Source organism: Sphingopyxis sp., from assembly GCF_965279725.1.
Lineage (GTDB): Bacteria > Pseudomonadota > Alphaproteobacteria > Sphingomonadales > Sphingomonadaceae > Sphingopyxis.
In genome coordinates, this window is sequence record NZ_CBDIIL010000003.1 from 390,194 (window position 1) to 416,240 (window position 26,047).

Consider the following 26,047-nt stretch of genomic DNA (forward strand, 5'->3'; position numbering starts at 1 on the left):
GGCAGCCGCGCGTACCCTACGCGCTCAAGCCTGCTGTAGCGGCTGGTGCAAGTGATAAATACTGCAGCGTGGACCTATACAACGGCATCAATTGAGAGATGAATGACTGTAGCGACAGGGGCTGCGCTTTCTGCCGTCGATGGATCGCCTGAAACGAGGGCCAACGGCCCTGAACGATATGGCCGTGCAGACCCAACGGCTTGGAACCCCAGCGTACCTAGTTGAGACACTCGGGCAGCACTAAAAGTTTCGCCAATGGCGTGTCGACATTTCATGTCGCGCGCGTGGCCTACCCGGACCCGATCCAGCGCTTCTGAAAACCCTTTGCCACTATGCGACGGCGCTACGACCAACCGGTTCAAAGACGCAATCGGTCCCTCCATCATCCTAGAAAAAACGCCGTCGAAAATCTCGGCATGGGGAACCTCGGCGAGGGAATCGTGAATGCTCAGCCGCGCGGCGGCGACGATACGGCCATCCTCACGGATCGCCCAATGCGCGGCGCGCGCATCCTCTGCATCGGTCCAGCGTCCGATGTCCGGAAAGGATTCGACGCGCGCCCGCCAGGCGGCGACGCGGAGCGCATAGATTTCTTCCAGATCGGCCGGATCGCAGATCCGCTCGGGCTGCATCGCCGGACCTGAAAATACCAGCTTGCGCGATCAGACCTGCCGCTCGGCCTCAAGCTTCTTGATCTCGGCGATCGCGCGGGCGGGGTTGAGACCCTTCGGGCAGGCGTTGGCGCAATTCATGATCGTATGGCAGCGATAGAGGCGGAACGGATCTTCCAGCTCATCGAGCCGCTCACCGGTCATCTCGTCGCGGCTGTCGGCGAGCCAGCGATACGCCTGAAGCAGGATCGCCGGGCCAAGGAACTTGTCGCTGTTCCACCAATAGCTGGGGCAGCTGGTCGAACAGCAGGCGCACAGGATGCACTCGTACAGGCCATCGAGCTTTTCGCGCTCGGCGGGCGACTGCAGCCGCTCCTTGCCGCTCGGAGTCGTCGTTTTGGTCTTGAGCCAGGGCTCGATCGACGCATATTGCGCGTAAAAATGGGTGAAGTCGGGAACGAGATCCTTGATCACGTCCATCGCCGGCAACGGCGTGATCGTGATGCTTCCCTTCAGATCCTCGATCGCGGTGGTGCAGGCGAGGCCGTTCTTGCCGTTCATGTTCATCGAACAGCTGCCGCAAATACCTTCGCGGCACGACCGGCGAAAGGTCAGCGACGAATCCTGCTCGCTCTTCATCTTGATCAGCGCATCAAGGACCATCGGACCGCATTCTTCGGTGTCGATCTCGAAGGTATCGAAACGGGGATTTTCGCCGCTGTCGGGGTCGTAGCGATAGACTTTGAACGTTTTGACCGCGGCCGCACCCTCGGCTTTGTGGGTCTTGCCCGACTTTTGCGGGCGGCTGTTCTTGGGCAGGCGGAATTCGGCCATGTCGCGGGCTCCCCTAAGCGATTGCGGGCTGACTAGACCCGATTGTCAGAATCGACAAGGGCCAGAATCGACAAGGCGAAAGCGCGAAAGCCGCTGGCAGGGGCGCGGGCAAGCCGCTAGGGCGGCAGCGATGACCGACGACGTCGCCGCCCCACCCGCCATCACCAGTCGCAGCGTCGCGCGCGGGCTTGGCACCACGGTGCTCGCACGGCTGGGCGCGGTCGTCGAAATCGTCGCGCAGCCGCTTTATGTGCTGATGTTCGGGCTCGCGGGCTATGGTCTCTATGCCGTGCTATGGGCGACGATCAACCTGCTCGAGAACATCTTCGACATGGGCATGACGAGCGCGATGCAACGCACCGTGCCGCAATCGGCGAGCGATGCCGAGGCGGCGGCGGCGCTGCGCACCGCAATGATCTTCGGTGTTGGTCCGTGCATCGTCGTGGCGGCGATCGTCGCTGCCTTTGCCGCCGACCTTGGCCCGCTGCTCAACGTTGCCGCACGGGATCGCGCGCTCGTCACGCCCGCGATCGAGATTTTCGTCTGGGCGCTCCCGCTGTGGGCCTTTGTCGAGATTGCCACCTCGGCGCTGCGCGCGCGCATGGTATTCGGCGCCGAGATCCGTCTGCGGATTGTCTGGGAACAGGTGTTGCGCCTGGTGTTCGCAGGCTTGTTCTTTGCGGGCGGGCTTGGCCTTAAAGGCTTGTTCATCGCACATATTTGTTCGCTCGCGATCACGGCAATTCTCTGTGTGCGCCTGCTTGCGAAACATTATAGTTTTGCGGACCTGAGGCGCGGCCCGTGGGCAACACGGACCGCGCGCAACACCTTTTGGGCCGGACTGTCGATCCTGCCCTCGAACATCATCGCGCGGCTGTTTGGTGACGCCCCCGCGCTGATCCTCAACCTGCTCTTGCCCGGTGCGGCCGGCGCCGCGGCGGCAGCGCTCTTTACCATCGCGCGCAAGCTGTCGAGCGTGGTCCAACTCGTCCGTATCGCCTTTGTCTATGTCATGGCGCCGCTCGCGGCCAGCGCCGAGCGCGAGGATCGGGCACAGGTCGCCGACATCTACGCCTATGCGACGCGGCTGATCTCGGCGATTGCGCTGCCGCTTGCCGCCGTGCTCGCGGCGGGCAGCGCGTCGCTGCTCAGCCTGTTCGGGGCGCAAGCGCAGGCGGCGCAGGCGGCGCTGGTCATCCTGCTGTTCGCGCGCGCAGCAGAGGCGGTCCTCGGCATTTCGTCGCCAGTCTTGCAGGTCGTTTCCGCCTTTCGCCACCAGTTGACCGCCAGCATCTTCGGCGTCGGCATCGCGGTCGGCGCCGGCTGGCTGATCGTCGGGCATCTCGACGCGCTGACCGGGGTGACGCTCGCGACGTCGATCGGTTTGGTCGTGATGGCGGCGATCCCGACACTGCAACTGGCGATGAACGAAAAATTGCATCCGTTCGACCGCCAATTCCCCGGCGTTGCCCTGCGCGGCATGGGGCTCACTTTGGTGGCAGGGGTCGCCACGTTGCTGGCCGACCGTTTGCCCGATCCGATTGCGCTGCCGCTGATCGTTATCATCGCACTGGCATCGATCTGGGCGGCGATCCGCTTTGCTCTCCCCTATGCCGACCGCGCCTCGCTCGGCAAGACGGGCCAGCGGCTGCGGCTGATCGGGAGCGAAAGCCGATGATCGCCGCCGCCACCCGCGTCGCGATCTACGATCTTGACCGTACCGTCCTGCGCAAACCGACCTTCACTTTGTTCCTGTTGTGGGCGGCATGGGACGAAGCGCCATGGCGACTGCTCCTGTTGCCCGCACTGGCCGCTCTGATGATCGGTTACGCGCTGCGCCTCTATGGCCGCGACCGGTTCAAGCCGGCGGCGATTCGCCTGATGCTGGGCCGATCCCTGACCCCGGCGCGCGCCGCCGGTCTTGCCGATCGCTTTGCTGCGTGGCGCGTACCACGCGATGTTCCACCGGGCGCCTACGCCTGTATCGCGCGCGATCGCGCCGAAGGATACCAACTGCTGATGGCGACCGCGGCGCCGGAATTCTATGCCGCCGCCATAGCCGACGCGCTGAATTTTGACGCCATTGTCGCCTCGCGTCACCGGCGCGATAGCGCCGGCAACTGGCTGCCGGTCCTCGACGGACCCAATTGTTATGGCGCTGAAAAGGCGCTGCGGGTAACCGAATGGCTGGATGCCCACGCACCCGGGGGCGCGGCGCATATCCGCGCCTATTCCGACCATCTCAGCGACGCACCGACCTTTGCCCTCGCCGACGAATCCTGGTTGGTCGGGCGCGGCGATAAATTTGTCCGGCTGGCCGCTCGGCATGGCTGGCACTCGGCCGATTTTGAAGACGCAGCGGCAGGCGCCGTTGCCAAGGCCCAATAATGCGCATCCTCTTTCTGTTCATCGGCGAACCGCACCAGATTTTCCACGCGCTACCGATCGCTGCTGAAATGGCGGCGGCAGGTGCCGACGTCGAGGTCGCGGTGGCAAGTGCCGGGCATCTGCCGGTGGTCGAGCGGGTCGCGGCGGCCTATCCAGGCTTTGCGCCGCGCATCAAGATTCTGGGTCAACGCGGGATCAGCCGCTGGCTGCGCGAGCGCGCGGTCATTCGCCATCCCCGCCTGCCGATTCTGTTCGGCGCGCTGCGCTTTCTGCGGCAATTCGACGCGATTGTTGTTCCAGAGCGGACGACAACCGCGATCCGGCATTTCCTGCCGCAGCGAACGCGGCTGATCTTTACCCCGCACGGCGCCGGGGACCGCGCGATCATGCTCGACCCACGCGACCGCCATTTCGATTTTGTGCTCGTTGCCGGCGAAAAGAGCGAGCAACGCCTGCTCGACGCGGGAACGATCCGGCCGGGTCATTATGCCCTGAACGGTTATGTGAAACTCGACCTGATGACGCGTCTGGAAAAAACCCGCGCGCGCTTGTTCGATAACGGCCGTCCGACCGTCCTTTATGCGCCGCATTTCCATCGCGGACTGTCGTCATGGGATCGGTTCGGGCGCGATATCATCGCCTGGTTCGCCGGCCAGGATCGCTATAACCTGGTCGTCGCGCCGCATATCCGCCTGTTCGCCGAGGCCAGCGATGCCGATCGCTCTGCAGTGATGCAGCTGGCGGTCGCGGACAAGATTTTGATCGATCTGCAATCCGACCGCCTGTTCGACATGAGCTATACCGGCGCCGCCGATATCTATCTTGGTGATGTGAGCAGCCAGGTTTACGAGTTTCTTGCGACCCCGCGCCCCTGCCTGTTCCTCAACGCGCACAACGCCGACTGGGCCGGCGACCCCGATTATCTGTTCTGGACCCTCGGTGACGTCATCGACGATCTGGAAGGATTGCCCGGCGCTCTGGCTCAGGCAGCCGCTCGTCATACACGTTATCTGGGAGCGCAGCGCGAACGGCTGGCCGAATCGATCGGCGGCGATCCGGCGGGCGCGGCGCAGCGCGGCGCCGAAGCGATTTCGCGCTTTCTTGCAAAGGACGCTGCGCAGGATAAGAGCGGCGGATGACCGAAGCCGCTACCCTGCCCGCCCTATCTCTGATCGGCGACAATCCGACCCCGCTGTGGGGGATGTCCAACGCCGAACGGCTGCGCCGACTGGCGCGCGCGGAGCGGCTGCCCGAAACGGCATCGCCTACCGGAGCGCGGCTGTTCGTCAATCTGGACTATGTGTTCGATCCGGTGTGGCTGCGCCATATGCTCACGCTGCCCGGCACGGTGCTGATGGACGGCAGCGATCTGGTGATGGCGCATTTGACCGGGGGTATGACTCCCGACGATGTCGCAGCGCATCGAGGCGCCGTGACCGTAATCGATTATCGCGACAATCCGCAAATCTATAACCGCCAGCTGCGCAAGCTGGAATGTCCTTTCGTCCAGCGGCTGACCCCCGGCACAAGGCGCGAGATCGAACGGAGGAGCTATTTCGGCGCCTATAAGGGCGTCACCGACCTGCTGACCAAATATCTGTGGCCCGAACTCGCGCTCTGGCTGACACGCTTTGCCGCCAGCATCGGCATGACCCCCAATATGGTGACCGCGATCGGCGCGGCGCTATGCGTCTATGCCACCTATTTGTTCGCCTACGGCCATTATTGGACCGGGATGCTCGCCGCCTTCATCTTCATGGTGTTCGACACCGTCGATGGAAAGCTGGCGCGCTGCACGATCACATCGTCGAAATGGGGCAATGTCGCCGACCATGGCGTCGACCTGGTCCACCCGCCCTTCTGGTGGTATTTCTGGGGCGTCGGGCTGGGCACCTGGGGTCTGGCGTTATCCGATCGGACCTTCCTGCTGGTGATGATCGCGGTCGTCGCGGGCTATGTGCTCCAGCGCGTGATCGAAGGGATGTTCATCAAGGATTTCGGCATGGACGTCCATGTCTGGCGGCGGTTTGACAGCCAGTTCCGCCTGATCACCGCGCGGCGCAATCCCAATATCGCGATCCTGTTCTTCGCTACCTTGGCAGGCCGTCCCGACGTCGGGCTGATCGCCGTCGCCTGGTGGACCATCATCTCGCTGGTCGTCCATGCCGTACAGCTGGTGCAAGCCTATGCCGAGCGCCGCGCTGGACGCCCGATCACCAGCTGGATGGAAGACGCATGAACGAAACCATCGCAAAATTCGGCCATCCGGCGACGCTGATCGCCGAATATTGTTATTGGGTCGTGCTGCTGCGCCCCGCGCAGCCGACGCTCGGCGCACTGGTGCTCGCGGCGAAGTGCGACGCGACGGCGTTCGGCGATTTGCCCGCAGCGGCGCATGCCGAACTCAAGATCGTGACCGCAGCGATAGAGGCCGCGCTGACCGCAGCGGTCGGCTATGCCCGGATCAACTATCTGATGCTGATGATGGTCGACCCGCACGTCCATTTTCACGTCCTGCCGCGCTACGACGGCGAGCGGATGGGCGCGGGCCTAACGGTCGCCGATGCGGGCTGGCCGGGGCAGCCCGATCTGGCGCAGGCGGTAAAGCTGGACGACGCGCAGATCGCGGCGCTGACCGGCTGGCTCAAACCCTATTTCGCGTAGCGACCTTCTTCGGCCCATTTTGCGGTAAGCGCGTCGGCGGCTTCGACATCCTGCGGGAAGTCGACTTCCTGCCACTCCAGCCCTTCGATCGACGCGGTGCCGACGCGGTTGCCTTTGGCGATGACGTCGATCGCGCGCAGGTACCAGCGCTCGACCCCTTCCGGGGTACGCATCATCTGATCGACCTGGTTCCGGAAAATCGACGGACCGTCACCGACAAACGCCAACATGCCGATCGATTCGGCGTTGGTGTCGGGGGGCAGCAACCGCTTGCCGATGTGATGCAGCCGGCCTTCGCTGTCGCGGTTCACCTTCATGTCGTCATCGTCATAGTCGCCCTTGATGTCGACGGTCACGGTGATCGGATCGTTCGCCCCGGCGATCAGCTTCGCGACGATCTCTTCCGAAATAATCGTGTCGCCGTTGAGGATGATGAAATCGCGGTCCATCTCTTCGCGCGCGATCCAGCAGGTGCCCAGATTATCGGCAACCTGGAAAAACGGATTGAACAGGGTACGGATGCGCACTCCGGTGTCGCGATAGAGCTGGAGCGCATGATCCTCGACCCGCTCGGTGCGAAAGCCGGTAACGACGACGATGTCCTTGATGCCGTTTGCGGCGAGCGCTGCGACCTGCCACCCGATCAGGGTGCGGCCGTTGAGGTCGATGAGGCATTTGGGGATGTCGCGGGTCAGCGGCAGCAGGCGCGAACCCTGCCCGGCCGACAGGATGATGGCTTTTTCGATGTTCATAGGATTGGCTCTATAGCGGCTTGGCCCCGTGCGGCAAATATCCGCTCGATCAGAATGATGTCGGCGGGCTTGTCGGCGTCGATACACGCCTCGCCCTCAGACATCGGCACCACCTTTGCCTTGAGTCCAAAACGCAGCCCCGCGCGCGCCACCCCCTGCTGAATCGTGAACAGGCGCAATAGCGCTCCGATCAGCAGCCAAGGCCCGAACGCCGCGATGATCTTCAGCCCCTTTTTGCGGTCACGTTCGATCCGGCCCCAGAAATCGAGCAGCGGCAGCACCCGGCGCCCGCGCAGACGAAACATGTTCGCCCCCGACCACCAGCCGCCGCGAAATTTCAGCCAAGTGCGCTTTGATTCCGGATAGCGCGCCAACAGCACAGCGCGCTCGACCATGGCGACCGCGACGTCGCTCTCGGAGCTCCCGGCCAGGAATTCGGCGATCATCGATGGCGTGAGCAGCACATTGTCGGCGGTCGTGACCAACAGCGGATCGTCACCGGGCGGCAGCGCCGCGGCGAGCGAGCTGCTGATTCCCTGCCCCGAATCCGAAAAATGCAGATCGGCAAGGCCTGTCAGCCCCGGCTCGGCCGCTAGTTCGGCACTGTTCTGCGCGAGGATCGTAATCGGCCCGACCCGCGGCGAAGCGCGCAGCGCCTTCACGACATGGACGAGCATCGCCTCTCCGGCGATCGGCAGCAATGCCTTGGTCGAGACGCCGCTTCCGGTCAGCAGCGGATCGGGTCCGGGGCGGCTACCGGCTAGGACAATGGCCGGAATCGCCGCGCTCATGGCGCGGGCGGCACCCGGCGCGCGGTCGCGCCGCGCAGGAAGTCGGTCACCTCGGGCAGGATCGGCCCTTTGTAGGCCAGCGGCCGGGTCAGCGCCATCACCAGGTCGTTGTGACTCAGCCCGTCATATTCGCGTAGCGTCGCCGAACCGCCGACCTTGTGCATCGCCGCCGCCAGCCTTTGGCTGTTGCGCACCCGCACCACGGTATCGGCGGTGCCATGTCCCAGCCACAGCGGCGGCGCGTCGGCGCGGACGAAATGGATCGGCTGCGTCTGTTCCACGGGGCGAATATCACCCATTGCGACATCGGCGCGGCCGCCCTTTTCGAACGGGTAAAAATCGGTCGGCCCGGCGAGCGAAACGACGCCGCGGATCGCCGACACATCGCTGCCCGCCGCCTTCAGCCATTGCGGGTCGAGCGCCAGCATCAGCGAATTATATGCTCCTGCCGAATGCCCCGCCAGCGCCATACGCCCCGGATCGCCGCCGTAATCGCCGATATGCTTTTGCGTCCACGCGACCGCCGCCGCGCTGTCCTGCAAAAAGTCGGGCCAATGTCCTTCGGGCACCAGCCGGTAATCGGGGATCACCACGACGAACCCCTGTTGGGCAAAGGCGCGGCCGGCAAAGCCATAATCGTCGCGCTGACCGCTGTACCAGCCGCCGCCGTAAAGCCAGACGAGCACCGGCAGACTGTCGGTCTTTTTCGTCCCTGTCGGCACCCAGATATTGAGCTTGTTGCGCGGACCCGCACCATAGGGTTCCCCCGCGACCTGTAAGGTCGCACCATGGGCGTCGCCCAGCAACCGATCACCGAGGTTGAGCGATTTCGCGCCGCCCGCAGCGATCATCCGCGCCGCGCCGCCGAACAGCAGCACGACCAGGATCGCCACAACCAGAAACTTGACCAATCGCCGTCCTTTAGCTGCCTGCTGCACCATCCGGCAAACCCTTCATCGGGCCGCCCATCGGCCTGTTTGCGCCCTACAGGCCTGCGTCCTGCGCCACAAGCGCGCAGACGCCTGTTACCTTTTCAGGCATCGTGCGTTGGCACGCCATGACTCAGCAATTTTCCCGCCCCGCCCTGATCTGCAACACCCAGAGCGGGAGCCATGATGAAGCCGTTCGCGAGCAGATCGTCGAGCTGTGCCGCTCGCGCGGTACGCCGCTGATCGCGACATTCGCGCTGCCCGATGGCGATATTCCGGACGCCGCCGAACTTCAGCGACAGGATATCGACCTGCTGCTCGTGTGGACAGGCGACGGCACGATCAACGCCGCGGCGCGTCAGGCGGATGGCTGGGACGGTGCCATCCTGGCGCTGCCCGGCGGCACGCTCAACCTGCTCTCGAAAGCATTGCACGGCGACCGGCCGGTGCGCGAGATTCTGGCTGATGCGCTGCACGGTGAAGCCCGGCGCAGCCCGATCCCGACGATCACATCCGACGCCGGCACCGCCTTTATCACCGTCATCGCCGGTCCCGCGACGCGTTGGGCCGAGGTGCGCGAGACGATGCGGCAGGACGGGCTGATCGAGGCGAGCCGCGCGGCCCCCGAGGCGCTCGACGAAATGATGAACGCACCGGGCGTCCGCGTCGGCACCGACGGGAAGGCCTATCCGGCGGTCATCCTGACACCAACGCCGAACGGCATCGCCGCCTCTGGCATCCTGACCGAGGGCACCGGCGACGTCTTGCGCCACGGTCTGGCATGGCTGGGCGGCGATTTTCGCGACGGACCTAGCGAAGAGATCATGGTGAGCGACACGATCGTCCTTGAAAGCGAAAAACAGATCAATTTGGAGTTCGATGGCGAATTGGGCGAGATCGCATCACCAGCGCGTTTCGGGCTGGCGTCGAGCGCCGTCGATTTCATCGCGACGGCATGACGCGGCTTTTCCATATCAGCGATCTGCATTTCGGGCTGGAGGATCGCACCGCGCTGCACTGGTTCAGGGAATGCGTCCGCCGCGAACAGCCCGATGCCGTGTTGATCACCGGCGACCTTACGATGCGCGCGCGCAGTCGCGAATTTGCCGCGGCGTGCGACTGGATCGAGGCGCTCGACGTGCCGGTGACGGTCGAGGTCGGCAACCATGACCTGCCCTATTTCAATCCGTTCGCCCGTTTCTTCTGGCCCTATCGCCGCATCCGGCGGATCGAGCGGCTGGTCGAACGCGAGCTGGACCTGGCCGGCGTCGCCGTGGTCCCGCTCAAGACCACCGCCCGCGCGCAATGGCGGTTCGACTGGTCGAAAGGCTGGGTGACCCGCAGCGCCCTCGCCAAAACGCTCGCTGCAATCGATGCGCTGCCGTTCGGCACGCTGGCGCTGGTCACCGCGCATCATCCGCTGGTCGAGGCCGGGACAAAGGGCCGCGCGCTGACCCGCGGCGGCGCCAGCGCGCTGCAGGAACTGGCGGCGCGCGGCGTCGCAGCGGTACTCACCGGTCATGTCCATGACGCGTTCGACCTCGTCGCGCCCACTTCCGCCGGCCAAATCCGAATGATCGGCGCGGGCACCCTGTCGCAGCGTATCCGATCGACCCCGCCCAGCTTCAACGAACTTCGGATCAAGGATGATGAAGTTGTGGTCCGGGTCCGCAGCATCGACGCGGTTCCAACGCCCGACATGCAGATTTCCGATGTGCCGCCCGACGCGCTGCCGCCACGCGAGCCGGGCGAGCCCGTTGCTCCCGTCGGCGCCGTACCGCCGGTCGATCCGCCGGTGCATTGACGCCGCGCCGCATCCCGTTACGTTGCAAGAAAAAACGGGATGAGGAACGACGATGCTGACCAAGGGCGACGATTTCCCGCTGCACCAGAGCGCCGAGCCGATCGCGTTCGCCGGCACCGACCGCAATTTCTACGATCGCTATTTCTTCAACGGCTACGCACCCGACGGATCGGCGTTCTTCGCCGCCGCGATGGGATTTTATCCGCAGCTCGGGATTGTCGATGCGGCCTTCTGTGTTCTGATCGACGGGGTGCAGCATAATTTGCGCACCAGCCGTCGCTCGACAGGCGAGCGGTTCGATCTATCGGTCGGGCCTGTCACGATCGGCATCGACGAACCGCTTGAACGACTGACCCTGACCGTCACTGCTAACGATGGGCCGCTAGCCGGCGAGCTGCATTTCACCGCGCGCCATTTCCCGATCGAGGAACCCCGGTTCACCCGTCGCAACGGCACCCGCCTGTTCATGGATTATACGCGGATGACGCAAAACGGCCATTGGTCGGGCTGGCTGGCGGTCGATGGGCAGCGGATCGAGATCGGCGCCGACTGGGCCGGAACGCGCGACCGCAGCTGGGGCATCCGTCCAATCGGCGCCGCCGAACCGCAACCGCCGCCGCAGGGCAATTTCCACCAATTCTTCTGGCTGTGGACACCGTGCAATTTTGCCGATCGCTCGCTGTTTTTTCACAGCAACGACGATGGCGAAGGCAGTCCGTGGAATCGCCGCGCGGTGCTGGTCGGCAATAATGGCTCCGAACGGCATTACGCCGACCCCGGCTTCACCGCCGAGTGGCAATCGGGGACGCGGCGGCTGACTAAACTCACCGCTGATTTCGACCCCATGACCCGACTGACGCTGACCCCAACGGGGCCGATGTTCGTGATGAGCGGGCTCGGATACACCCACCCGGTCTGGGGGCATGGTTTCGACCATGGCGACCTTGAAGTCGCGCACGACAGCTTGTCCGAACCCGAGCGCCAATGGGGCAACCCCTTGGCGATGCATGTCCAAGCGCTGGTCCACGCCGAACTGAGCGAAGGCGACCGCACCGATCGCGGCATCGGGGTGCTCGAACAGTTGTTCGTCGGCCCGCACGCGCCCACTGGCCTGACCGGCCTGATGGACCCCGCCGCATGAGCTTCCCAACCTCGCCCGACGCGATCAATGCCGACTGGCTCGGCGACGTACTCGGGCAACCAGGGCAGTTGAAGGACTTCACCGCGGCCAAGGTCGGCACCGGGCAGATGTGCGACAGCTATCGCATGACGCTCGATTGGCACGACGGCGTCGATGCCCCGACAACCGTCATCGTCAAATGCCCGAGCCACGATGAGGCCAGCCGCAACATCGCCAAGCTGACCGGTACCTATGTCAAGGAAGTGAGTTGGTACCGCGAACTCGCGGCGGCGAGCGGCGTCGCCGCGCCGCAGTGCCATCATTATGCCATCGCAGACGACGAGGTCGATTTCATCCTCATCCTGTCGGATCTTGCCCCGGCCCGGCAGGGTGACCAGTTGGCGGGCATCGGTCTGACCGGCCTCGTCCCCTGCATCGAGGCGGCGGCAAAGCTTCATGCCCATCTGTGGAATGATCCACAGCTCGCGCAAATACCATGGCTCGCACGTGACAATGGCGACCTGATCCGCGCGGTGTTTCCGCAGCTCTATCTGGGCTTTCGCGAGCGTTACGCCACGAGACTCGCTCCCGAACTGCTCGAAGTCGGTGCGGGCATCGTCGATCGGCTCGACGCCTATCTTGCCCGCGAGCCTTCTGTCCGGACGATCGTCCACGGCGATCTTCGCATCGACAATATCATGTTTACGCCCGACGGCGCCGCCTGTTGGCTCGTCGACTGGCAGACGCTGGGTCGCGGCAGCGGCGCGGCTGACCTTGCCTATCTGGTCGGCACCAGCATCGCCGACCCGTTCGAACGCGCCGCCGCCGACCGCCCGGCCTTCGACCATTGGATCGCGGCGCTTAAGGCGGGCGGCATCGATCCCGATCCGATCGCGCTGTGGGACGATTATCGCGTCGGAGCGTTGAGCGGCTATTTCATGGCGGTCTTTGCGTCGATGAATGTCGAGCGCACCGACCGCGGCGACGAAATGTTCGCGGTGATGGCAGAGCGTCCGGCCCGGCAGGCGCTCGCCCTGCGCAGCCTCGAACTTCTCTAACGAAAAGGGCGGCCCGTCGCCGGACCGCCCTCCCCCATTTGTTCGGGGTTTGATCAGAAGTGGAACGTCACCGAACCGCGATAGCTCTGGTTCGACACATCCTTGCGTCCGATCGTCGTGTCGGCGCCGATCGACAGGTCGATGTTACCGGTCGTGATCGTCACGCCGCCGCCGACTTCGAACCAGTCCTTGTCGGTTCCGGCCAGGCCGAAGATCGCACTGGGTCCGGGGCCACCGACGAAGGTCGCGCCGAACGATGCCGGTGCGTCTTCGAATTCATGGACATAGTCGGCGCTGAGGTGCGGCTGGAAGCTGCTGCCCTGCTTGCCCGACAGCGCCAGACCGGCACGTCCCTGCAGACTGTTGAAGCTCGAACGATCGAGACGCAGCGCCGGACCGCCGCCATTTTCCTTGATGTCGGAGAAGCCGATATGGCTGGCGCGGGCCCCGACGCGCGGGCCGAATTCGAGCGCGCCAAGGTCGAAATTCTTGCCCAGGCTAACCTCGCCGGTGAAGATCAGCGAGGTGTCGTCACCGGTCAGCGTGAACGGCGTACCAACCAGGTCGGCGACCCGCGTGGTGCGCGAATCGAACGCACCAGCGCTGATCTGCGTCGCCAGTTCGATCCCGCCGCCCAGCATCGCTTTACCGTACAGCGTCCCCTGATACAGGCTGCCGCTGGCACTCTGTCCCGCGATCGGGGTGGTGCCATCGACGTCGGTGTAGCTCAGCGAGAAACCGATCACGCTGCCTTCGTCGAGCGCCTTTTCGATGCCGCCCGCCAAATAGAAGCCATCGAACTGATCGCGGCCGCCGCCCGGCAGCGCGGTTGCCATCGGGCGGCTGTCGCCGTCAAGATAGCCGCCGGCCAGAAAGGCGCTGGTGTCCTCGGGCAAGCGGCCCTGCTGCACCGTCACCGCATCGCTGTCCGACCGCACCGCCATCGTGTCGGCGCCGACCGCGGTCATGTTGAGCTGTGCGAGCTGCACCGGACGACCGATCATCGACAGGGTACCGCCCATGTCGCCATCATCAAGCTGGAGCAGACGATCGCGCGTGAAGCGCGACATATTGTCGACCGCCACCGTCGCGAGCGATCCGCGCAGCGTTTCGGTCCGCGGCGCCCAGCTTTCGAGCGTGGCACGGATCGTCGCGGCGTTCTGTAGATCGAGCGGACCATAGACGCTGGCGAGACCGGCGTTGCCGCGCGACTGATCGAGCAGCTGCGCATAAGCGCCCTGGACCGACGTGGCGGCGACGACGTCGCGGTAGAGACCGGCCTGGATCTCGACCGAAACCGCGTTGGGACCATAGGTCAGACGCGGTGTCAGGATCGCCGAAATAGCCGATGCTCCGCTGAAGGTGCCGGTGACCCCGCCCGCTGCGGTCAGGAAGGTGTAGCGGTCGCCCGCCGTCACCTGATAACCCGCGACCGGCGAAAAGCTGACCGCGCCGCCGAGATTCGCCGAACCTGTCGACGTGCCGTTCGCCACGACCGCCAGCACATCTGACGTGCCGTTAGGACCGAAGTTGATGAACAGGTTGTTCCCCGACGACAGCACCACATTGCCACCAACGGTCAGCGTACCGATCGTCGTCGGCGTACCCGGCGCGATCTGCCCCAGCACGCTGGTCAGGAACGGCGCGTTGACTCGGCCAGACCCCATCAGGCCGCCGCCGAACAGGCTGTAATCGCCCACCGAGCTGAGCGTTCCGTTGACCGTCACCATGCCCGCGAGCTGGTTGACGTTGATCAGCGACGTCAGCGACGCGCCGGCATCGATCTGGAGCGCAGCCCCGGCGGTACCGATGGTCAGACGGTCGATGGTGACGTTCGCGCCAGTCAGGGTCGTGAGACCGGTCGCGCTGAGCGTTACGTCGAAATAGCGCGGCGCCGTCCCTGCGGTGCGGACCGGATCGACGTTGTTCGGCACAAAATTGGTCGCGCCGGGCAAGCCGTTCGCCAGCGTCGCGACCGGGAGCGGCAGCGCCGCCGCCTGGGCCTCGGGCTGGACGCCCGGGATCAAGCTTTCGCGCGTCACCGTCGTACCGGCGGCAATATCGTCAGCCGATGCCGAACCGGCATTGTCGTCCGACGTCCCGATAGGCCGGTTCTCGACGACTTCAACGCCAGTACGGGTATCGAGACAATCGCTGACGCCGCCCTGCTGGAAACAGATTTGTCCGAAATCGCCGGTGGTGCCGTCTTTCTGCTGACCGGTCAGCGTCGGGATGCCGTTCACCAGCTGGCCGCCGGACTGGATCATATAGGATGGATCGATGGTCGATACCCAATGGGTGGGATCGGTCCAAGACCCGTTACCGGCGGTCGCCGACACATAGTGATAGGGATTGTTCGCCGCGATCCAGTCCCAATAGAGATAGAGCGGCTGATAAAAGGACACGGTGCCATAGCCGTTCGCCGGCTGGCCGTTGAAGAAGCGGGTGTAGCCGCCCGACAGCACGCCGATGACGACCTGGCGCGCAAAGGTATTCTGCAGGATCAGCGGGCCACCCGAATCGCCCTGCGACGTGATACCTTCCAACGAGGCGCCGTTGGGATTGGTCCGCGCATTGTCACGGAACGCGTTGAAGTCGAACGGGCTCGCGCCGGTCATACCACGACGCGGATCATCGAAATCCATAAGATACAGATTCTGGGTGAGGCCGTTGGGCGCTCCACCGAACAGGAAGCTCTCGAACGTCTGCAGATCGGTCAGCGCGCCGAGGATATTCTCGGCCGAGCGGCGGCGAAAGTCGCTACCGGCGGCGCCGGTTTGCCCGGTTCCGTTCTGGCCGTAACCGACGATGCCGACGTCAAAGCCGGTGCCCGAAGCACCGATCGTACCGGTGTTCGTCAGCGGCGAGAACAGCAATGCCCAAGTCGGAATGTTCGCGGCGGGGGTATCAAGCGCCGCGATCGCAACGTCGCCATAAAGGAAGCTGCGCGCTTCCGGCTCGAGCGACAACGGATTATAGTTGACCCAGTTCGAGTTGTAGAAGGCCTGCGCCGTATTGGTCTGGAAGCGGCCCGCGCCACCAGCGCCGCCAAGCAACCAGCGCACCAGTTCGTCGGTCTGGCCTGCGGCATTGGCGCGGGTGTTGGTTTCAAAACCAAAGCCGATCGCGGTGCCGCCCGAATTGGCTCCATAGGCGGTCGAGGCGCGCGAGTTCACGCAGTGCGCCGCGAAAATCACGGTGCGCGGATTAATCAGCGTCGCGGTGCACAGACCGACCGAACCGCCGCCAGCATCGACGACCATCTGACTGATGCCGGTGATGTTGACGGGATCGCGCGCCGTCGTCGGCGTGCCCGGATTGGCGATCAGGATTTCGGGTTCGGGGTCAATCTTGACGATCTGCGGCCCGGGGGCGATCGAGACAAGATTGGCATAAGGCTCGGGATCGGTAGCCGCGATGTAGCCCGCTGCATTCTGAGCTTCCGGCTGGACACCCGCGATCAGGTCGCCGCGTGTAACCGACACCATGCCCGCATCCTGCGCGATGGCAGGTGACATTTGCATCAGGCCCGCAGCGCAAACCGACGCCAACAGACTTCCGCGGCGCACGCGCCGCGAATCAATATTAAAATTCATAAACTACCCCCGTAGCATTAGAGCCCGCCGTATCCGGGTCAGGGACTTGGCGCATGGGGATAACTTAACTTCGCGCGGCGATTAGACAATGGTTTATTTACGGATATTTAACTCCGTTCGTCGCGTTGGCCCCGGACATGAAAAAGGGCGGCCCGTTGCCGGACCGCCCTTCCCTTCTCCGTCCGTCGACGGAAAATTCGGTTTAGCGCTTCGAGAACTGGAAGCTGCGGCGGGCCTTGGCCTTGCCGTACTTCTTACGCTCGACGGTGCGGCTGTCGCGGGTCAGGAAGCCGGCCGTTTTCACAACACCGCGCAGTGCGGGTTCGAAACGGGTCAGCGCCTGCGCAACACCGTGAAGAACGGCGCCCGCCTGGCCCGACAGGCCGCCACCCTTGACGGTGGCGACGATGTCATAGCTGCCGATGCGATCGGTCAGGCCGAAGGGTTGATTGATCACGAGGCGCAGCGTCGGACGCGCGAAATAAACTTCCTGATCGCGACCGTTGATCGTGATCTTGCCCGTGCCGGGCTTCAGCCAAACGCGGGCGACGGCGTCTTTACGACGACCCGTCGCATAGGCGCGGCCCTGTTTGTCGACGATCTTTTCGCGCAGCGGCGTGGTCGAGACAGGAGCTGCAACACTGCCTTCGACGGCGCCGCCGAGATCCTTGAGATCGGTCATGGTCTGTTCGTCAGCCATTATGCACCCACCTTATTCTTGCGGTTCATCGACGCGACGTCGATCACTTCGGGGCTCTGCCCTTCATGCGGATGTTCGCTGCCGGCGAAGACGCGCAGGTTGCGCATCTGCTGGCGACCGAGCGGGCCACGCGGGATCATGCGTTCGATGGCCTTTTCGAGCACGCGCTCGGGGAAACGGCCTTCGAGGATCTTCGCCGGGCTCGTTTCCTTGATGCCGCCGGCATAACCGGTGTGCTTGTAATAACGCTTGTCCTGCAGCTTCTTGCCCGTGAACGCCACCTTTTCGGCGTTGATGACGATGACATTGTCACCGCAATCGACGTGCGGGGTAAAGCTCGGCTTATGCTTGCCGCGCAGGATGCTGGCGATGATCGATGCAACGCGGCCCACAACGAGGCCCTCGGCGTCGATCAGCACCCATTTCTTTTCGACCGTTGCAGCATTCGCCGATACGGTCGTCTTGGTCAGCGCCTTCATCATGGCACGCTCCTTGACAGATAAGGACTGGGCGATGAAGCGATGCTCCACGGCCCGAAACAAACCGCGCCGCCTGATCCCCGGAGGGACGCAGCGGCGCTTCGGAGCGGGCCAATGCCGCCAAGTGGGTGGAAAGTCAAGCATTGCGCGGCTTTGCTGACAGGTATTATTATACCTTGGCCTTTAGGAGCCCGCCTCAAGCGCCCGCACGCGCTCCTCGACCAATGTCCGTCCGACCCCATCGGCCTCGACGATCCAGCTCTGACGCCGTTCCTGCATCACCAGACCGGTGGCGGTGTCGATGGTCCACAGATGGCCGATTTCCAGCGGCGGCGCGTTACCGCTGCCCACCCCCGAATCGAGTTCGACCTTGGCAACGGTGCGCAGCGTTCCACTGTGCAGCATCGACACGCTGGCGCCCTCAGCCGCGGCGGCATTGGCAATCGCTCCATTTGCGGACGCGATCAGCGCGCGCACATCGGCGGTCACCAAACGGTCGCGTTCGGCCACCGGTAGCGCCGCCACCAACTGCGCCAGTTGTTTGGCTTCGGCACGGCCGCCCGCGGTGCCCGTCGCCTCGATCCGCGCTGTCGCTCGCTCCCACAAGCCGTCGGGATCGACAACGTCGATGCGGCTACCGTCGGGCGCGACCAGATAGACCAGCACCTCGCCGACCAGCGGTTGGAGCATCATCGTTAGCGCGCGTGTGACAGGAGGCGGGGCATCAGAATCGATCCGCTGCAATATCGCATCAAGCTGGTACCCTCGCCCGATCCGCTGCCATTGCAGCGCATAGACCAGAGAGACATTGATCAGCGATCCGTCACGAGCGATACGGCGCGTCGTGACCCGATAAGACATGGGGCGACCGACGGGCGGAGCAAACTGAGCGTTAGCGATCGCCGCGACCGGCGCACCGCTGGGTGCGGCCAAGGGCTGGGCGACCATCAGCAGCGCGCTGCCCAAACCGCCGAGCAGCGTCATGTGGTGGCGCGGCCCAGCCGGTGCAGCGCCGCTGAGGTAATGGCAACCAGGATCGCCCCCACCACTTGATGCGCCACGGCGACCCACATCGACACACCCGAAAACACCGTCCAGATACCCAGCAGCATCTGCGCCGCGACGACAGCGACGAGCAGCTTGGCTTCGCGCTTTGCCCCGCGTCGCATCAAAGCGCGCGCGAGCAGTAACAACGCCAGCGCCGCGATCCACGACCACCAGCGATGCAGGAAATGGACAAGGAACGGATCGTTGGTCAGCGCCAACCACGCACCGCCCGTCCAGTCGATACCTTCCGGCACAAAATGATCGTTCATCAGCGGCCAGGTGCTCGCGACATATCCGGCGTTAAGCCCCGCGACCCATGCGCCGAGCAGCAACTGGACGAACAGGATCAGGATCACGCCGACCGCCGCGCCAGTCAATCGCGTCGGCCGCGCGGCGGGATCGCGCGCCAGAGCGCCGAGGTCACGCGCTGTCCATACCAGCCCCGCCAAGAGGAATAACGCGGTGAGCAAATGGGTCGCGAGCCGGAAGTGACTGACGTCGGTGCGATACTCCAACCCCGAGGCCACCATCCACCAGCCGATCGCCCCTTGCAGGCCGACCAGCGCCCCAAGCGCCAGCAAGCGCGCGCCATAGCCCGCCGGAATCGCGCGCCGCCAAGCAAACCAGACCAGCGGCACGATGATCGCCATGCCGACCAGGCGCCCGAGGATACGGTGCAACCATTCCCAGAAAAAGATCGCCTTGAACCCCGCCAGCGTCATACCGACGTTGATCTCCTGATATTCGGGAATCTGCTTATATTTTCCGAATTCCGTGACCCAGTCGGCGTCGTTCAGCGGCGGCAACACCCCCGACACCGGACGCCATTCGGTGATCGACAACCCCGATTCCGTAAGACGGGTAATCCCGCCCACGGCAACCACCGCGATCACCAGCAAAGCGACGGCCCACAACCAACGCGCGAGCGTCGCCGGGCTGGGTTGGTGGACGGCGGGCGAAGACAAGGAAAAAGCGTGCGACATCGCCCCGCCCTATCGGCGCTTGCCGGGCGATAGGCAAGAGGTCGGAAGCGGCACCCGTGGGGGAAATTCATGGCCCAGACAGCCGCATCTTGATAGGCGGTGCCGATGCCGCATTGCACCCGAGCCATCCTTGTCGCCCTGTCCCTGTTGACGGCAACGCCCGTCAGCGCGGCTGCGCTCGCCGAGCCCTCGCCCTACGCGGCGTTGGCCGCGCTGGAAACGCGCGTTGCGGCGATCGGTTTTCGCCTGACCACCGCCAACGCGGCTTGGTGCCCGGTGCAGCAGCCCCAGTTCGGCTGGATCTGGGGCGACCCGCGCCTTTACGACCCGGATCGACGCGTCGAAGCGCTTGCTGTTTATGGCGCGGGTGATCGCGATGCGGCTTTCATCGCCGGAATCGCGCCGACCGCGCCCGCTGCTGCAGCGGGTATGCGCGTTGGCATGGCAGTCCTCGGGATGCAGGGCGCCCCCGTCCCGGAGGGCCGGGACGCGCATCCTTTTGCACGGATCACCGCGATCGAGATGCAGCTCGCGGCGCTGCGACCCACCGCACCGCTTGCGCTCGATGTCGGCGACGGGGCGACGCTGAACCTCACGCCCGTCGCCGGTTGTGTCAGCGATTTTCGCGTCGAGGCGAACGAGAAACCCGGCGCCATTGCCGACGGCCGGATGGTGCTGGTCAACCAGGGGCTGGCACAATTTGCCAGCGACGACGACGAGCTCGCCGCGGCCATCGCACACGAACTGGCCCACAATATTCTGCGCCATCGCGCCCGCCTTGATGCTGCAGGAGTCGATCGCGGACTGGGCAAGCAGTTCGGGCGCAGCGCCCGGCTGTTCCGGCAGACCGAGGTCGAGGCCGACCGGCTGTCGGTCTGGCTGCTCGCCGGTGCGGGTTACGACCCGGCCGCCGCGGCGAGTTTCTGGACCCGTTTCGGTCAGCGCGAAGGCCGCCCGCTGTTCCAGGCGGGGACGCATCCCAACTGGCGCGACCGCGTCGCCGCACTGACAACCGAGGCCGCGGCAATCTACGCAGCGCGCGCGACGGGTAAGGTTCTGCAGCCGCCGCTGATCGACGCACCGCCGCCCTTGGAATAGCTTGGCGCGCTCCCTATTTTGGAAGCGTCCGCTTTCCCAGACCAAGGATCCACGCCATGACCAACGAGACCGCCATTTTCGCCGGAGGCTGCTTCTGGTGCACCGAAGCCGTTTTCCAGTCGCTGGCTGGGGTCGAAGGCGTTGAAAGCGGCTACATCGGCGGCCATGTCGCGGACCCGACCTATAAGCAGGTCTGTGGCGGCGCCACCGGTCATGCCGAGGCAATCCGCATCAGCTTCGACCCTGCCGTCATCAGCTATGACGACCTGCTCGACGTCCATTTTGCGACGCACGATCCGACGACGCTCAACCGCCAGGGCAATGACGTCGGCACCCAGTATCGCAGCGCGCTGTTCCCCCTCGACGCCGCGCAGGGCGACGCCGCGCGCGCCGGGATCGACCGCGCCGCCAGCGATTGGTCGGCGCCGATCGTGACCACGATCGAGCCGGCGTCCGACTGGTTCCCGGCAGAGGATTACCACCAAGCCTATTGGGACAGTGAAGGCCAGCGCAACCCCTATTGCATGGCGGTTATCCCCCCGAAGCTCGCCAAGCTGCGCAAGGGATTTGCCGACCGGCTGCGCGCCGAATAAGCGACAGGTTCGTCCGCGCGCGGACTGTTGCACTTTGGCTGCATGACGTCACTTTTCGTTGACTTTCCAATCGTTTTGACTAGCGGACACCCCCGCGCTGGGGCAGGATGGTCTCGGGCGCAGTTGGGGGTCGCTGCAAAGTGCTGGCATCGCTGTTTCTGATTGGCGCGTCGCTAACGGCGCCGCAGATGTCGGTTCAGGCCGCAAGCCAGACGATCGTCGAGGACTCCGACGATGGCAAGGCCCGCGCGGTCAACCGTATGGTTGGCGGCATCGTCAGCTATGCGCGCTGGCCGACCGGATCGGCGGACACGGCGCGCATCATGTGCGTGGTTGGCACGCCGCGGCTGACCAATCGGATGGCACCCGACGTACCGGGTGCCGGATCGGTGCTGGTACGCCGGCTCAGCGCAGCAGCGGTGGCCGGCCGCAGTGACTGCGATATCCTGTTTCTAGGAAATATGCCGGTGGCCGACCGGCGGCAATTGATCGCATGGGTGCGCGGTCGCCCGGTCCTGACGATCACCGACGATGATGCCACCTGCATTTACGGCGCTATGTTTTGCCTGAGCGGCGGCGCCGCGAGCCTCAGTTTTTCGGTGAACCTCGACGCGATCGGACGCGGGCCGTTGCGAATCGACCCGCGCGTGCTCAGCATCGGTCGCAGCACCGGAGGTCAGCCATGACCGGCAATGCTCCCGAGCGGATCGGCGCACGCACGACGTTGCAAAAGCTGTTGTCGCGCTTTCATTTCGGCATCACCCTGTTCGCGGTCGCGCTGTCCGGCCTCACCATCCTGTTGGCCGGGGTTTCGGCGCTGCGCGGCTATGCCGACCGCAATATGGAACTGGCCGCTCAGCTTGGCGCTTATGGCGTCGAACCGGCGCTGGTGTTCAACGATCCGCAGGCGGCGCGTGAAGGGCTCGAGCCGCTGACGCGAATTCCCGGGATTGCCCGACTGCGGGTGCTGAACGATGTCGGCCAGCCGCTCACCCAATGGACGTCGCCCGTGGCCGACCCCGCACCGCTGCTGACCCGGATATTTTTCCCGCGCCCCTTTGCCGTGGCGGTCAAGCGCAATGGATCGGCGATCGGCACGATCGAGGTCTGGGGCGATAGCTCGACCTTGATCGATTATGTCCGGATCGGCCTGCTCGCCGGACTCGGCTGCCTGCTCATCACCGCCTTCGGCACCATATTTCTGGCACGACGGTTCGAATATGAACTGGTCAAGCCATTGAACGAAATCGCTACCGTGGCGCATGACGTGCGTCTGCACCGCCGGTTCGACAAGCGCGTCCAGCCGCTGGGCATTGCCGAGCTCGACCGGCTGGGCGGCGACATCAACGCGCTGCTGGATGAACTTCAGGGCTGGCAGGGCACGATGGAAAGCGAGCGGGCGATGCTGGCGCACCGCGCGTCGCACGACACGCTGACCGCGATGCCGAACCGCGACTCCTTTGACGAGCAGCTTGCTCGGCGCATCGCCGCCGCCGAAACGCGCGGCGCACGCTTTGCGCTGCTGTTCATCGACGCCGACAATTTCAAGGCCGCCAACGACAGTTTCGGCCACGCTGCCGGCGATGCCGTGCTGGTCGCGCTGTCGGGGTGCATCAAGGACACGCTGCGCAAGGGCGATTTCGCTGCGCGCATTGGCGGCGACGAATTTGTGGTCATTGTCGATCCGCTCGACACCGAAACCGTTCCCGACGATCTGGCGAAAAGCATTCGGGCCTGCGTTGCCCAACCCGTGCTGCTTCCCGGCGGCGAAACCTATCGGGCGTCGGTCAGCGTGGGCGCCGCCGTTTATCCCGACGACGGAAGCGATGCGACGGCGCTGCTGACCGCCGCCGATGCCGCCATGTATGCCGACAAATTGAGCAACCGTTCCCGGGTATGACCATCGGAGAGATGTCGTGATTCAAACCATTCCCCAATCGATCCGAAGCTTGCTTCTCATTGTCTGTGCGTCCCTGCTCGCCGCGTGCCAAAGCGTACCCCCGCAGACTGGCTTTACCCCCGAACAAGTCGCCGTGCTGAAAGCCGAAGGTTTTATCGATCAGGGCTTCGACTGGACCTTAAACATGCCCGAACGCCTGTTGTTCTCAACCAACGAAAGCAGTGTGTCGGCAAAGCAATTGGGCCATGTGGCCGACATGGCGGCCAGGTTGGTAGCGGTGGGCATCCCCACCGCGCGGGTCGAAGGCCACACCGATTCGACCGGAACTGCAGCTTATAATCTGACGCTGTCGCAAGCGCGGGCGGCGGCCGTGGCCGCGCCAATGCAGGCCAGCGGAATGCAGATCTCCGCCAATCAGATCATTGGCCGGGGCGAAACAGTCCCGATGTCGAGCAACGACACCGCCGAGGGACGTCAGGACAATCGCCGGGTCGTGGTGATTGTCACCCCGCAATGAGCCTTGACGAAGTTTGCGACCGCGCGCTTTTCTTGTTCGCCCATCGCAGCTAAGCCCCCGCGCATGAAACCGATCCGCAAAGCCGTTTTTCCCGTTGCCGGTCTCGGCACCCGTTTTTTGCCTGCGACGAAGGCGATTCCGAAGGAGATGCTGCCGATCGTCGACCGGCCGCTGATCCAGTACGCGGTCGACGAAGCGCGCGAGGCGGGTATCGAGCAGATGATCTTTGTCACCGGACGCGGCAAGAGCGCGATCGAGGATCATTTCGATGTCGCCTTCGAGCTTGAGAAGACGATGTCGGAACGCGGCAAGGATCTGTCGGTCCTCGAACCGACCCGGCTCGGCCCTGGCAATTGCGCCTATGTCCGCCAGCAGGAGCCGCTCGGCCTGGGTCATGCAATCTGGTGCGCGCGATCGATCGTCGGCGACGAACCCTTTGCGATTTTCCTGCCCGACGAGTTCATGCACGGATCGCCCGGCTGCATGAAGCAGATGGTCGATGCGTATCATCAGGTCGGCGGCAATCTGATCTCGGTGCTCGAAGTGCCGCGCGACCAGGTATCCAGCTATGGCGTCATCGCGCCCGGCGCGCGCGACGGCGCGCTGACCGAAGTCACCGGACTGGTCGAAAAGCCATCGGTAGCGGATGCGCCGTCCAACCTGATCATCTCGGGCCGCTATATCCTGCAGCCCGAAGTGATGCGCGTGTTGGAGGGTCAGGAGAAAGGCGCGGGCGGGGAAATCCAGCTGACCGATGCGATGGCGAACATGATCGGCACCCAGCCGTTCCACGCCGTGACCTTTGACGGAGCGCGTTACGACTGCGGATCGAAGGCCGGCTATATCCAGGCCAATCTGGCGGTCGCGCTCGACCGCTCCGACATCGCCGCCGAGGTTCGTGCCTTCGCGATCGATCTGCTGAAGTAAACCGGCGGTGGCGACGCGCCCCCGCCGGGTCGGCGGCTATTCGCCCTCGATATTCGGTTTCGGGAACGTGTCGGCACCCAGCGTCTTGTAGAGCAGGCCGCCCACCGCCCCGCCGATCAGCGGCGCCAGCCAGAACAGCCACAACTGCTGCAGCGCGATGCCCCCGACGACGAGCGCCGGGCCGGTGCTGCGCGCCGGATTGACCGAGGTGTTGGTGACCGGGATCGAGATCAGGTGGATCAGCGTCAGCGCCAGGCCGATCGCCAGCGGGGCAAAGCCCGCAGGCGCGCGACCATCGGTCGACCCCATGATGATCCACAGGAAGAATGCGGTCAGCACGATTTCGATGATGAAGCCCGACCAGATATCGTAACCGCCCGGCGATCCGGCCGCATAGCCATTGGCGGCCAGTCCGTTGGTCGCCACATCATAACCCGGACTGCCGCTGGCAACATAATATAGCAGGAACGCCGCGACGACCGCGCCTGCCACCTGCGCGGCGACATAGAGCGGGATGTCGCGCGCGTCGAACCGTCCGCCCGCCCACAACCCGACGGTAACCGCGGGGTTCAGGTGACAGCCTGAAATATGGCCGATCGCATAAGCCATGGTGATAACCGTCAGGCCGAACGCCAGTGAAACCCCCAGCAATCCGATGCCGACGTCAGGAAATGCCGCCGCCAGCACTGCGCTGCCGCAACCGCCAAAGACAAGCCAGAATGTGCCGATAAACTCGGCCAAGCCTTTTTGCATATTCGTCATATGACCCTCCTCCCCGCCGGTGGCCCTGGTCGTCCCCGACGCAGGGTCGAACCTACCACCGCGCCGCGTCACCGCAAGCCCTTGAAATCCGGCGCGCGGCGCGCCGCCTGGGCTGTCCGTCGCAATCTGCTGTTCACATTTCGGTCGCTATGCAATGGGCGACTTTCCGCAAGGGAGAAGAAGAATGCGTGCCATCATCATCGCCGTTGCAGCATTCCCCTTGCTCACCGGATGCATCAGCGCGGTCAAGACCGTGGTGACCGCGCCAGTCAAGGCCGTGGGCCAGGTTGCGGACTGGACGACCACCAGCCAGGACGAATCCGATCGCAACCGCGGCCGCGACATGCGCAAGCGCGAGGAGCAGTTGGGCAAGCTTTCGCGCCAACGCGACAAGGCGACCGAAAAGTGCCGCGACGGCAACGCCGAACAATGCCAACGCGCTGAAGTCCTGGAGCACGAGATCGAAGCGGTGATGGCGGAACCGCGTTAAGCGC

At 64.5% G+C, this 26,047-nt stretch carries 27 protein-coding genes; 16 read left to right on the plus strand and 11 right to left on the minus strand.

The window, feature by feature from the left end; translation table 11 throughout:
• Positions 1 to 74: 74 nt before the first annotated feature.
• Together ACQY6T_RS10680 and ACQY6T_RS10685 are read right to left on the minus strand one after the other, a co-directional pair.
• Complete coding sequence (locus ACQY6T_RS10680) at positions 75 to 632, minus strand: GNAT family N-acetyltransferase (RefSeq protein ID WP_428630767.1); 558 nt, start codon at positions 630 to 632, stop codon at positions 75 to 77.
• Positions 633 to 662: 30 nt separating this feature from the next.
• The gene (locus ACQY6T_RS10685) at positions 663 to 1,445 is read right to left on the minus strand and encodes a succinate dehydrogenase iron-sulfur subunit (RefSeq protein ID WP_428630768.1); all 783 of its coding nucleotides are present in this window, start codon (positions 1,443 to 1,445) and stop codon (positions 663 to 665) included.
• A 130-nt stretch (positions 1,446 to 1,575) separates the two neighbouring features.
• Here ACQY6T_RS10685 and ACQY6T_RS10690 point away from each other — a divergent pair, with 130 nt between their 5' ends.
• Genes ACQY6T_RS10690 through ACQY6T_RS10710 form a run of 5 tightly spaced genes read left to right on the plus strand, consistent with a single transcriptional unit; the run spans position 1,576 to position 6,497 of the window.
• Positions 1,576 to 3,123, plus strand: a complete 1,548-nt coding sequence (locus tag ACQY6T_RS10690) for a lipopolysaccharide biosynthesis protein (RefSeq protein ID WP_428630769.1) — start codon at positions 1,576 to 1,578, stop codon at positions 3,121 to 3,123.
• Positions 3,120 to 3,833, plus strand: coding sequence for an HAD-IB family phosphatase (locus ACQY6T_RS10695; RefSeq protein WP_428630770.1), 714 nt, complete (start codon positions 3,120 to 3,122; stop codon positions 3,831 to 3,833). The genes ACQY6T_RS10690 and ACQY6T_RS10695 overlap by 4 nt, the downstream gene beginning before the upstream one ends.
• Positions 3,833 to 4,972 (plus strand): hypothetical protein, encoded by a 1,140-nt coding sequence (locus tag ACQY6T_RS10700; RefSeq protein ID WP_428630771.1) that lies wholly within the window; start codon positions 3,833 to 3,835, stop codon positions 4,970 to 4,972. The genes ACQY6T_RS10695 and ACQY6T_RS10700 overlap by 1 nt, the downstream gene beginning before the upstream one ends.
• The gene (locus ACQY6T_RS10705) at positions 4,969 to 6,072 is read left to right on the plus strand and encodes a CDP-alcohol phosphatidyltransferase family protein (protein ID WP_428630772.1); all 1,104 of its coding nucleotides are present in this window, start codon (positions 4,969 to 4,971) and stop codon (positions 6,070 to 6,072) included. Before ACQY6T_RS10700 ends, ACQY6T_RS10705 begins: the two co-directional genes overlap by 4 nt.
• Complete coding sequence (locus ACQY6T_RS10710) at positions 6,069 to 6,497, plus strand: HIT family protein (protein WP_428630773.1); 429 nt, start codon at positions 6,069 to 6,071, stop codon at positions 6,495 to 6,497. The genes ACQY6T_RS10705 and ACQY6T_RS10710 overlap by 4 nt, the downstream gene beginning before the upstream one ends.
• Here ACQY6T_RS10710 and ACQY6T_RS10715 read toward each other — a convergent pair.
• Genes ACQY6T_RS10715 through ACQY6T_RS10725 form a run of 3 tightly spaced genes read right to left on the minus strand, consistent with a single transcriptional unit; the run spans position 6,485 to position 8,951 of the window.
• Positions 6,485 to 7,249 carry a sugar phosphate nucleotidyltransferase gene (locus ACQY6T_RS10715; protein WP_428630774.1) on the minus strand — a complete coding sequence of 255 codons (765 nt, stop codon included), beginning with the start codon at positions 7,247 to 7,249 and terminating at the stop codon, positions 6,485 to 6,487. The two genes, ACQY6T_RS10710 and ACQY6T_RS10715, sit on opposite strands and share 13 nt — an antisense overlap.
• A complete protein-coding gene (locus ACQY6T_RS10720) occupies positions 7,246 to 8,040 on the minus strand; it encodes a nucleotidyltransferase family protein (protein WP_428630775.1) in 795 nt (264 codons plus the stop codon). Before ACQY6T_RS10720 ends, ACQY6T_RS10715 begins: the two co-directional genes overlap by 4 nt.
• Positions 8,037 to 8,951: an alpha/beta hydrolase gene (locus ACQY6T_RS10725; RefSeq protein WP_428630776.1), complete on the minus strand. Its 915-nt coding sequence runs from the start codon at positions 8,949 to 8,951 to the stop codon at positions 8,037 to 8,039. Before ACQY6T_RS10725 ends, ACQY6T_RS10720 begins: the two co-directional genes overlap by 4 nt.
• 146 nt (positions 8,952 to 9,097) lie before the next feature.
• Here ACQY6T_RS10725 and ACQY6T_RS10730 point away from each other — a divergent pair, with 146 nt between their 5' ends.
• From ACQY6T_RS10730 to ACQY6T_RS10745, 4 genes are read left to right on the plus strand one after another with little or no spacing between them, the layout of a single operon-like run.
• Positions 9,098 to 9,928, plus strand: a complete 831-nt coding sequence (locus ACQY6T_RS10730) for a diacylglycerol/lipid kinase family protein (protein WP_428630777.1) — start codon at positions 9,098 to 9,100, stop codon at positions 9,926 to 9,928.
• Positions 9,925 to 10,773 carry a metallophosphoesterase family protein gene (locus ACQY6T_RS10735; RefSeq protein WP_428630778.1) on the plus strand — a complete coding sequence of 283 codons (849 nt, stop codon included), beginning with the start codon at positions 9,925 to 9,927 and terminating at the stop codon, positions 10,771 to 10,773. Before ACQY6T_RS10730 ends, ACQY6T_RS10735 begins: the two co-directional genes overlap by 4 nt.
• A 52-nt stretch (positions 10,774 to 10,825) precedes the next feature.
• Entirely contained in the window at positions 10,826 to 11,914 is a 1,089-nt protein-coding gene (locus ACQY6T_RS10740) for a hypothetical protein (protein WP_428630779.1), read from the plus strand.
• The gene (locus tag ACQY6T_RS10745; RefSeq protein ID WP_428630780.1) at positions 11,911 to 12,951 is read left to right on the plus strand and encodes a phosphotransferase family protein; all 1,041 of its coding nucleotides are present in this window, start codon (positions 11,911 to 11,913) and stop codon (positions 12,949 to 12,951) included. Before ACQY6T_RS10740 ends, ACQY6T_RS10745 begins: the two co-directional genes overlap by 4 nt.
• 53 nt (positions 12,952 to 13,004) lie before the next feature.
• Here ACQY6T_RS10745 and ACQY6T_RS10750 read toward each other — a convergent pair whose 3' ends face one another.
• From ACQY6T_RS10750 to ACQY6T_RS10770, 5 genes are all read right to left on the minus strand, one after another.
• Positions 13,005 to 16,475: an autotransporter domain-containing protein gene (locus tag ACQY6T_RS10750; protein ID WP_428630781.1), complete on the minus strand. Its 3,471-nt coding sequence runs from the start codon at positions 16,473 to 16,475 to the stop codon at positions 13,005 to 13,007.
• A 274-nt stretch (positions 16,476 to 16,749) separates the two neighbouring features.
• A complete protein-coding gene (gene rpsI / locus ACQY6T_RS10755; RefSeq protein WP_428630782.1) occupies positions 16,750 to 17,247 on the minus strand; it encodes a 30S ribosomal protein S9 in 498 nt (165 codons plus the stop codon).
• The gene (gene rplM, locus ACQY6T_RS10760; protein ID WP_428632629.1) at positions 17,247 to 17,726 is read right to left on the minus strand and encodes a large ribosomal subunit protein uL13; all 480 of its coding nucleotides are present in this window, start codon (positions 17,724 to 17,726) and stop codon (positions 17,247 to 17,249) included. The genes rpsI and rplM overlap by 1 nt, the downstream gene beginning before the upstream one ends.
• Positions 17,727 to 17,909: 183 nt before the next feature.
• Positions 17,910 to 18,710, minus strand: coding sequence for a hypothetical protein (locus ACQY6T_RS10765; protein ID WP_428630783.1), 801 nt, complete (start codon positions 18,708 to 18,710; stop codon positions 17,910 to 17,912).
• Positions 18,707 to 19,756, minus strand: coding sequence for a COX15/CtaA family protein (locus tag ACQY6T_RS10770; protein WP_428630784.1), 1,050 nt, complete (start codon positions 19,754 to 19,756; stop codon positions 18,707 to 18,709). The genes ACQY6T_RS10765 and ACQY6T_RS10770 overlap by 4 nt, the downstream gene beginning before the upstream one ends.
• A gap of 147 nt (positions 19,757 to 19,903) precedes the next feature.
• Between ACQY6T_RS10770 and ACQY6T_RS10775 the strand changes: the two genes are divergently transcribed.
• The 6 genes from ACQY6T_RS10775 to galU all read left to right on the plus strand — a co-directional run bounded on the left by ACQY6T_RS10775 (position 19,904) and on the right by galU (position 24,791).
• Positions 19,904 to 20,854 carry a M48 family metallopeptidase gene (locus tag ACQY6T_RS10775; protein ID WP_428630785.1) on the plus strand — a complete coding sequence of 317 codons (951 nt, stop codon included), beginning with the start codon at positions 19,904 to 19,906 and terminating at the stop codon, positions 20,852 to 20,854.
• 56 nt (positions 20,855 to 20,910) lie between these two features.
• Positions 20,911 to 21,447, plus strand: a complete 537-nt coding sequence (gene msrA, locus ACQY6T_RS10780) for a peptide-methionine (S)-S-oxide reductase MsrA (RefSeq protein ID WP_428630786.1) — start codon at positions 20,911 to 20,913, stop codon at positions 21,445 to 21,447.
• Between the two features lie 140 nt (positions 21,448 to 21,587).
• Positions 21,588 to 22,133 (plus strand): YfiR family protein, encoded by a 546-nt coding sequence (locus ACQY6T_RS10785; RefSeq protein WP_428630787.1) that lies wholly within the window; start codon positions 21,588 to 21,590, stop codon positions 22,131 to 22,133.
• Positions 22,130 to 23,347, plus strand: coding sequence for a diguanylate cyclase (locus tag ACQY6T_RS10790; RefSeq protein WP_428630788.1), 1,218 nt, complete (start codon positions 22,130 to 22,132; stop codon positions 23,345 to 23,347). The genes ACQY6T_RS10785 and ACQY6T_RS10790 overlap by 4 nt, the downstream gene beginning before the upstream one ends.
• Before the next feature lie 16 nt (positions 23,348 to 23,363).
• Complete coding sequence (locus ACQY6T_RS10795) at positions 23,364 to 23,864, plus strand: OmpA family protein (protein ID WP_428630789.1); 501 nt, start codon at positions 23,364 to 23,366, stop codon at positions 23,862 to 23,864.
• 63 nt (positions 23,865 to 23,927) lie between these two features.
• Positions 23,928 to 24,791 carry a UTP--glucose-1-phosphate uridylyltransferase GalU gene (gene galU / locus ACQY6T_RS10800; RefSeq protein ID WP_428630790.1) on the plus strand — a complete coding sequence of 288 codons (864 nt, stop codon included), beginning with the start codon at positions 23,928 to 23,930 and terminating at the stop codon, positions 24,789 to 24,791.
• A gap of 36 nt (positions 24,792 to 24,827) precedes the next feature.
• Here galU and aqpZ read toward each other — a convergent pair whose 3' ends face one another.
• Entirely contained in the window at positions 24,828 to 25,553 is a 726-nt protein-coding gene (gene aqpZ / locus ACQY6T_RS10805; protein WP_428630791.1) for an aquaporin Z, read from the minus strand.
• 154 nt (positions 25,554 to 25,707) lie between these two features.
• On the opposite strand from aqpZ, the gene ACQY6T_RS10810 reads away from it, so the two are divergent.
• Positions 25,708 to 26,043 (plus strand): hypothetical protein, encoded by a 336-nt coding sequence (locus ACQY6T_RS10810; RefSeq protein ID WP_428630792.1) that lies wholly within the window; start codon positions 25,708 to 25,710, stop codon positions 26,041 to 26,043.
• The last annotated feature ends 4 nt before the right edge of the window (positions 26,044 to 26,047 follow it).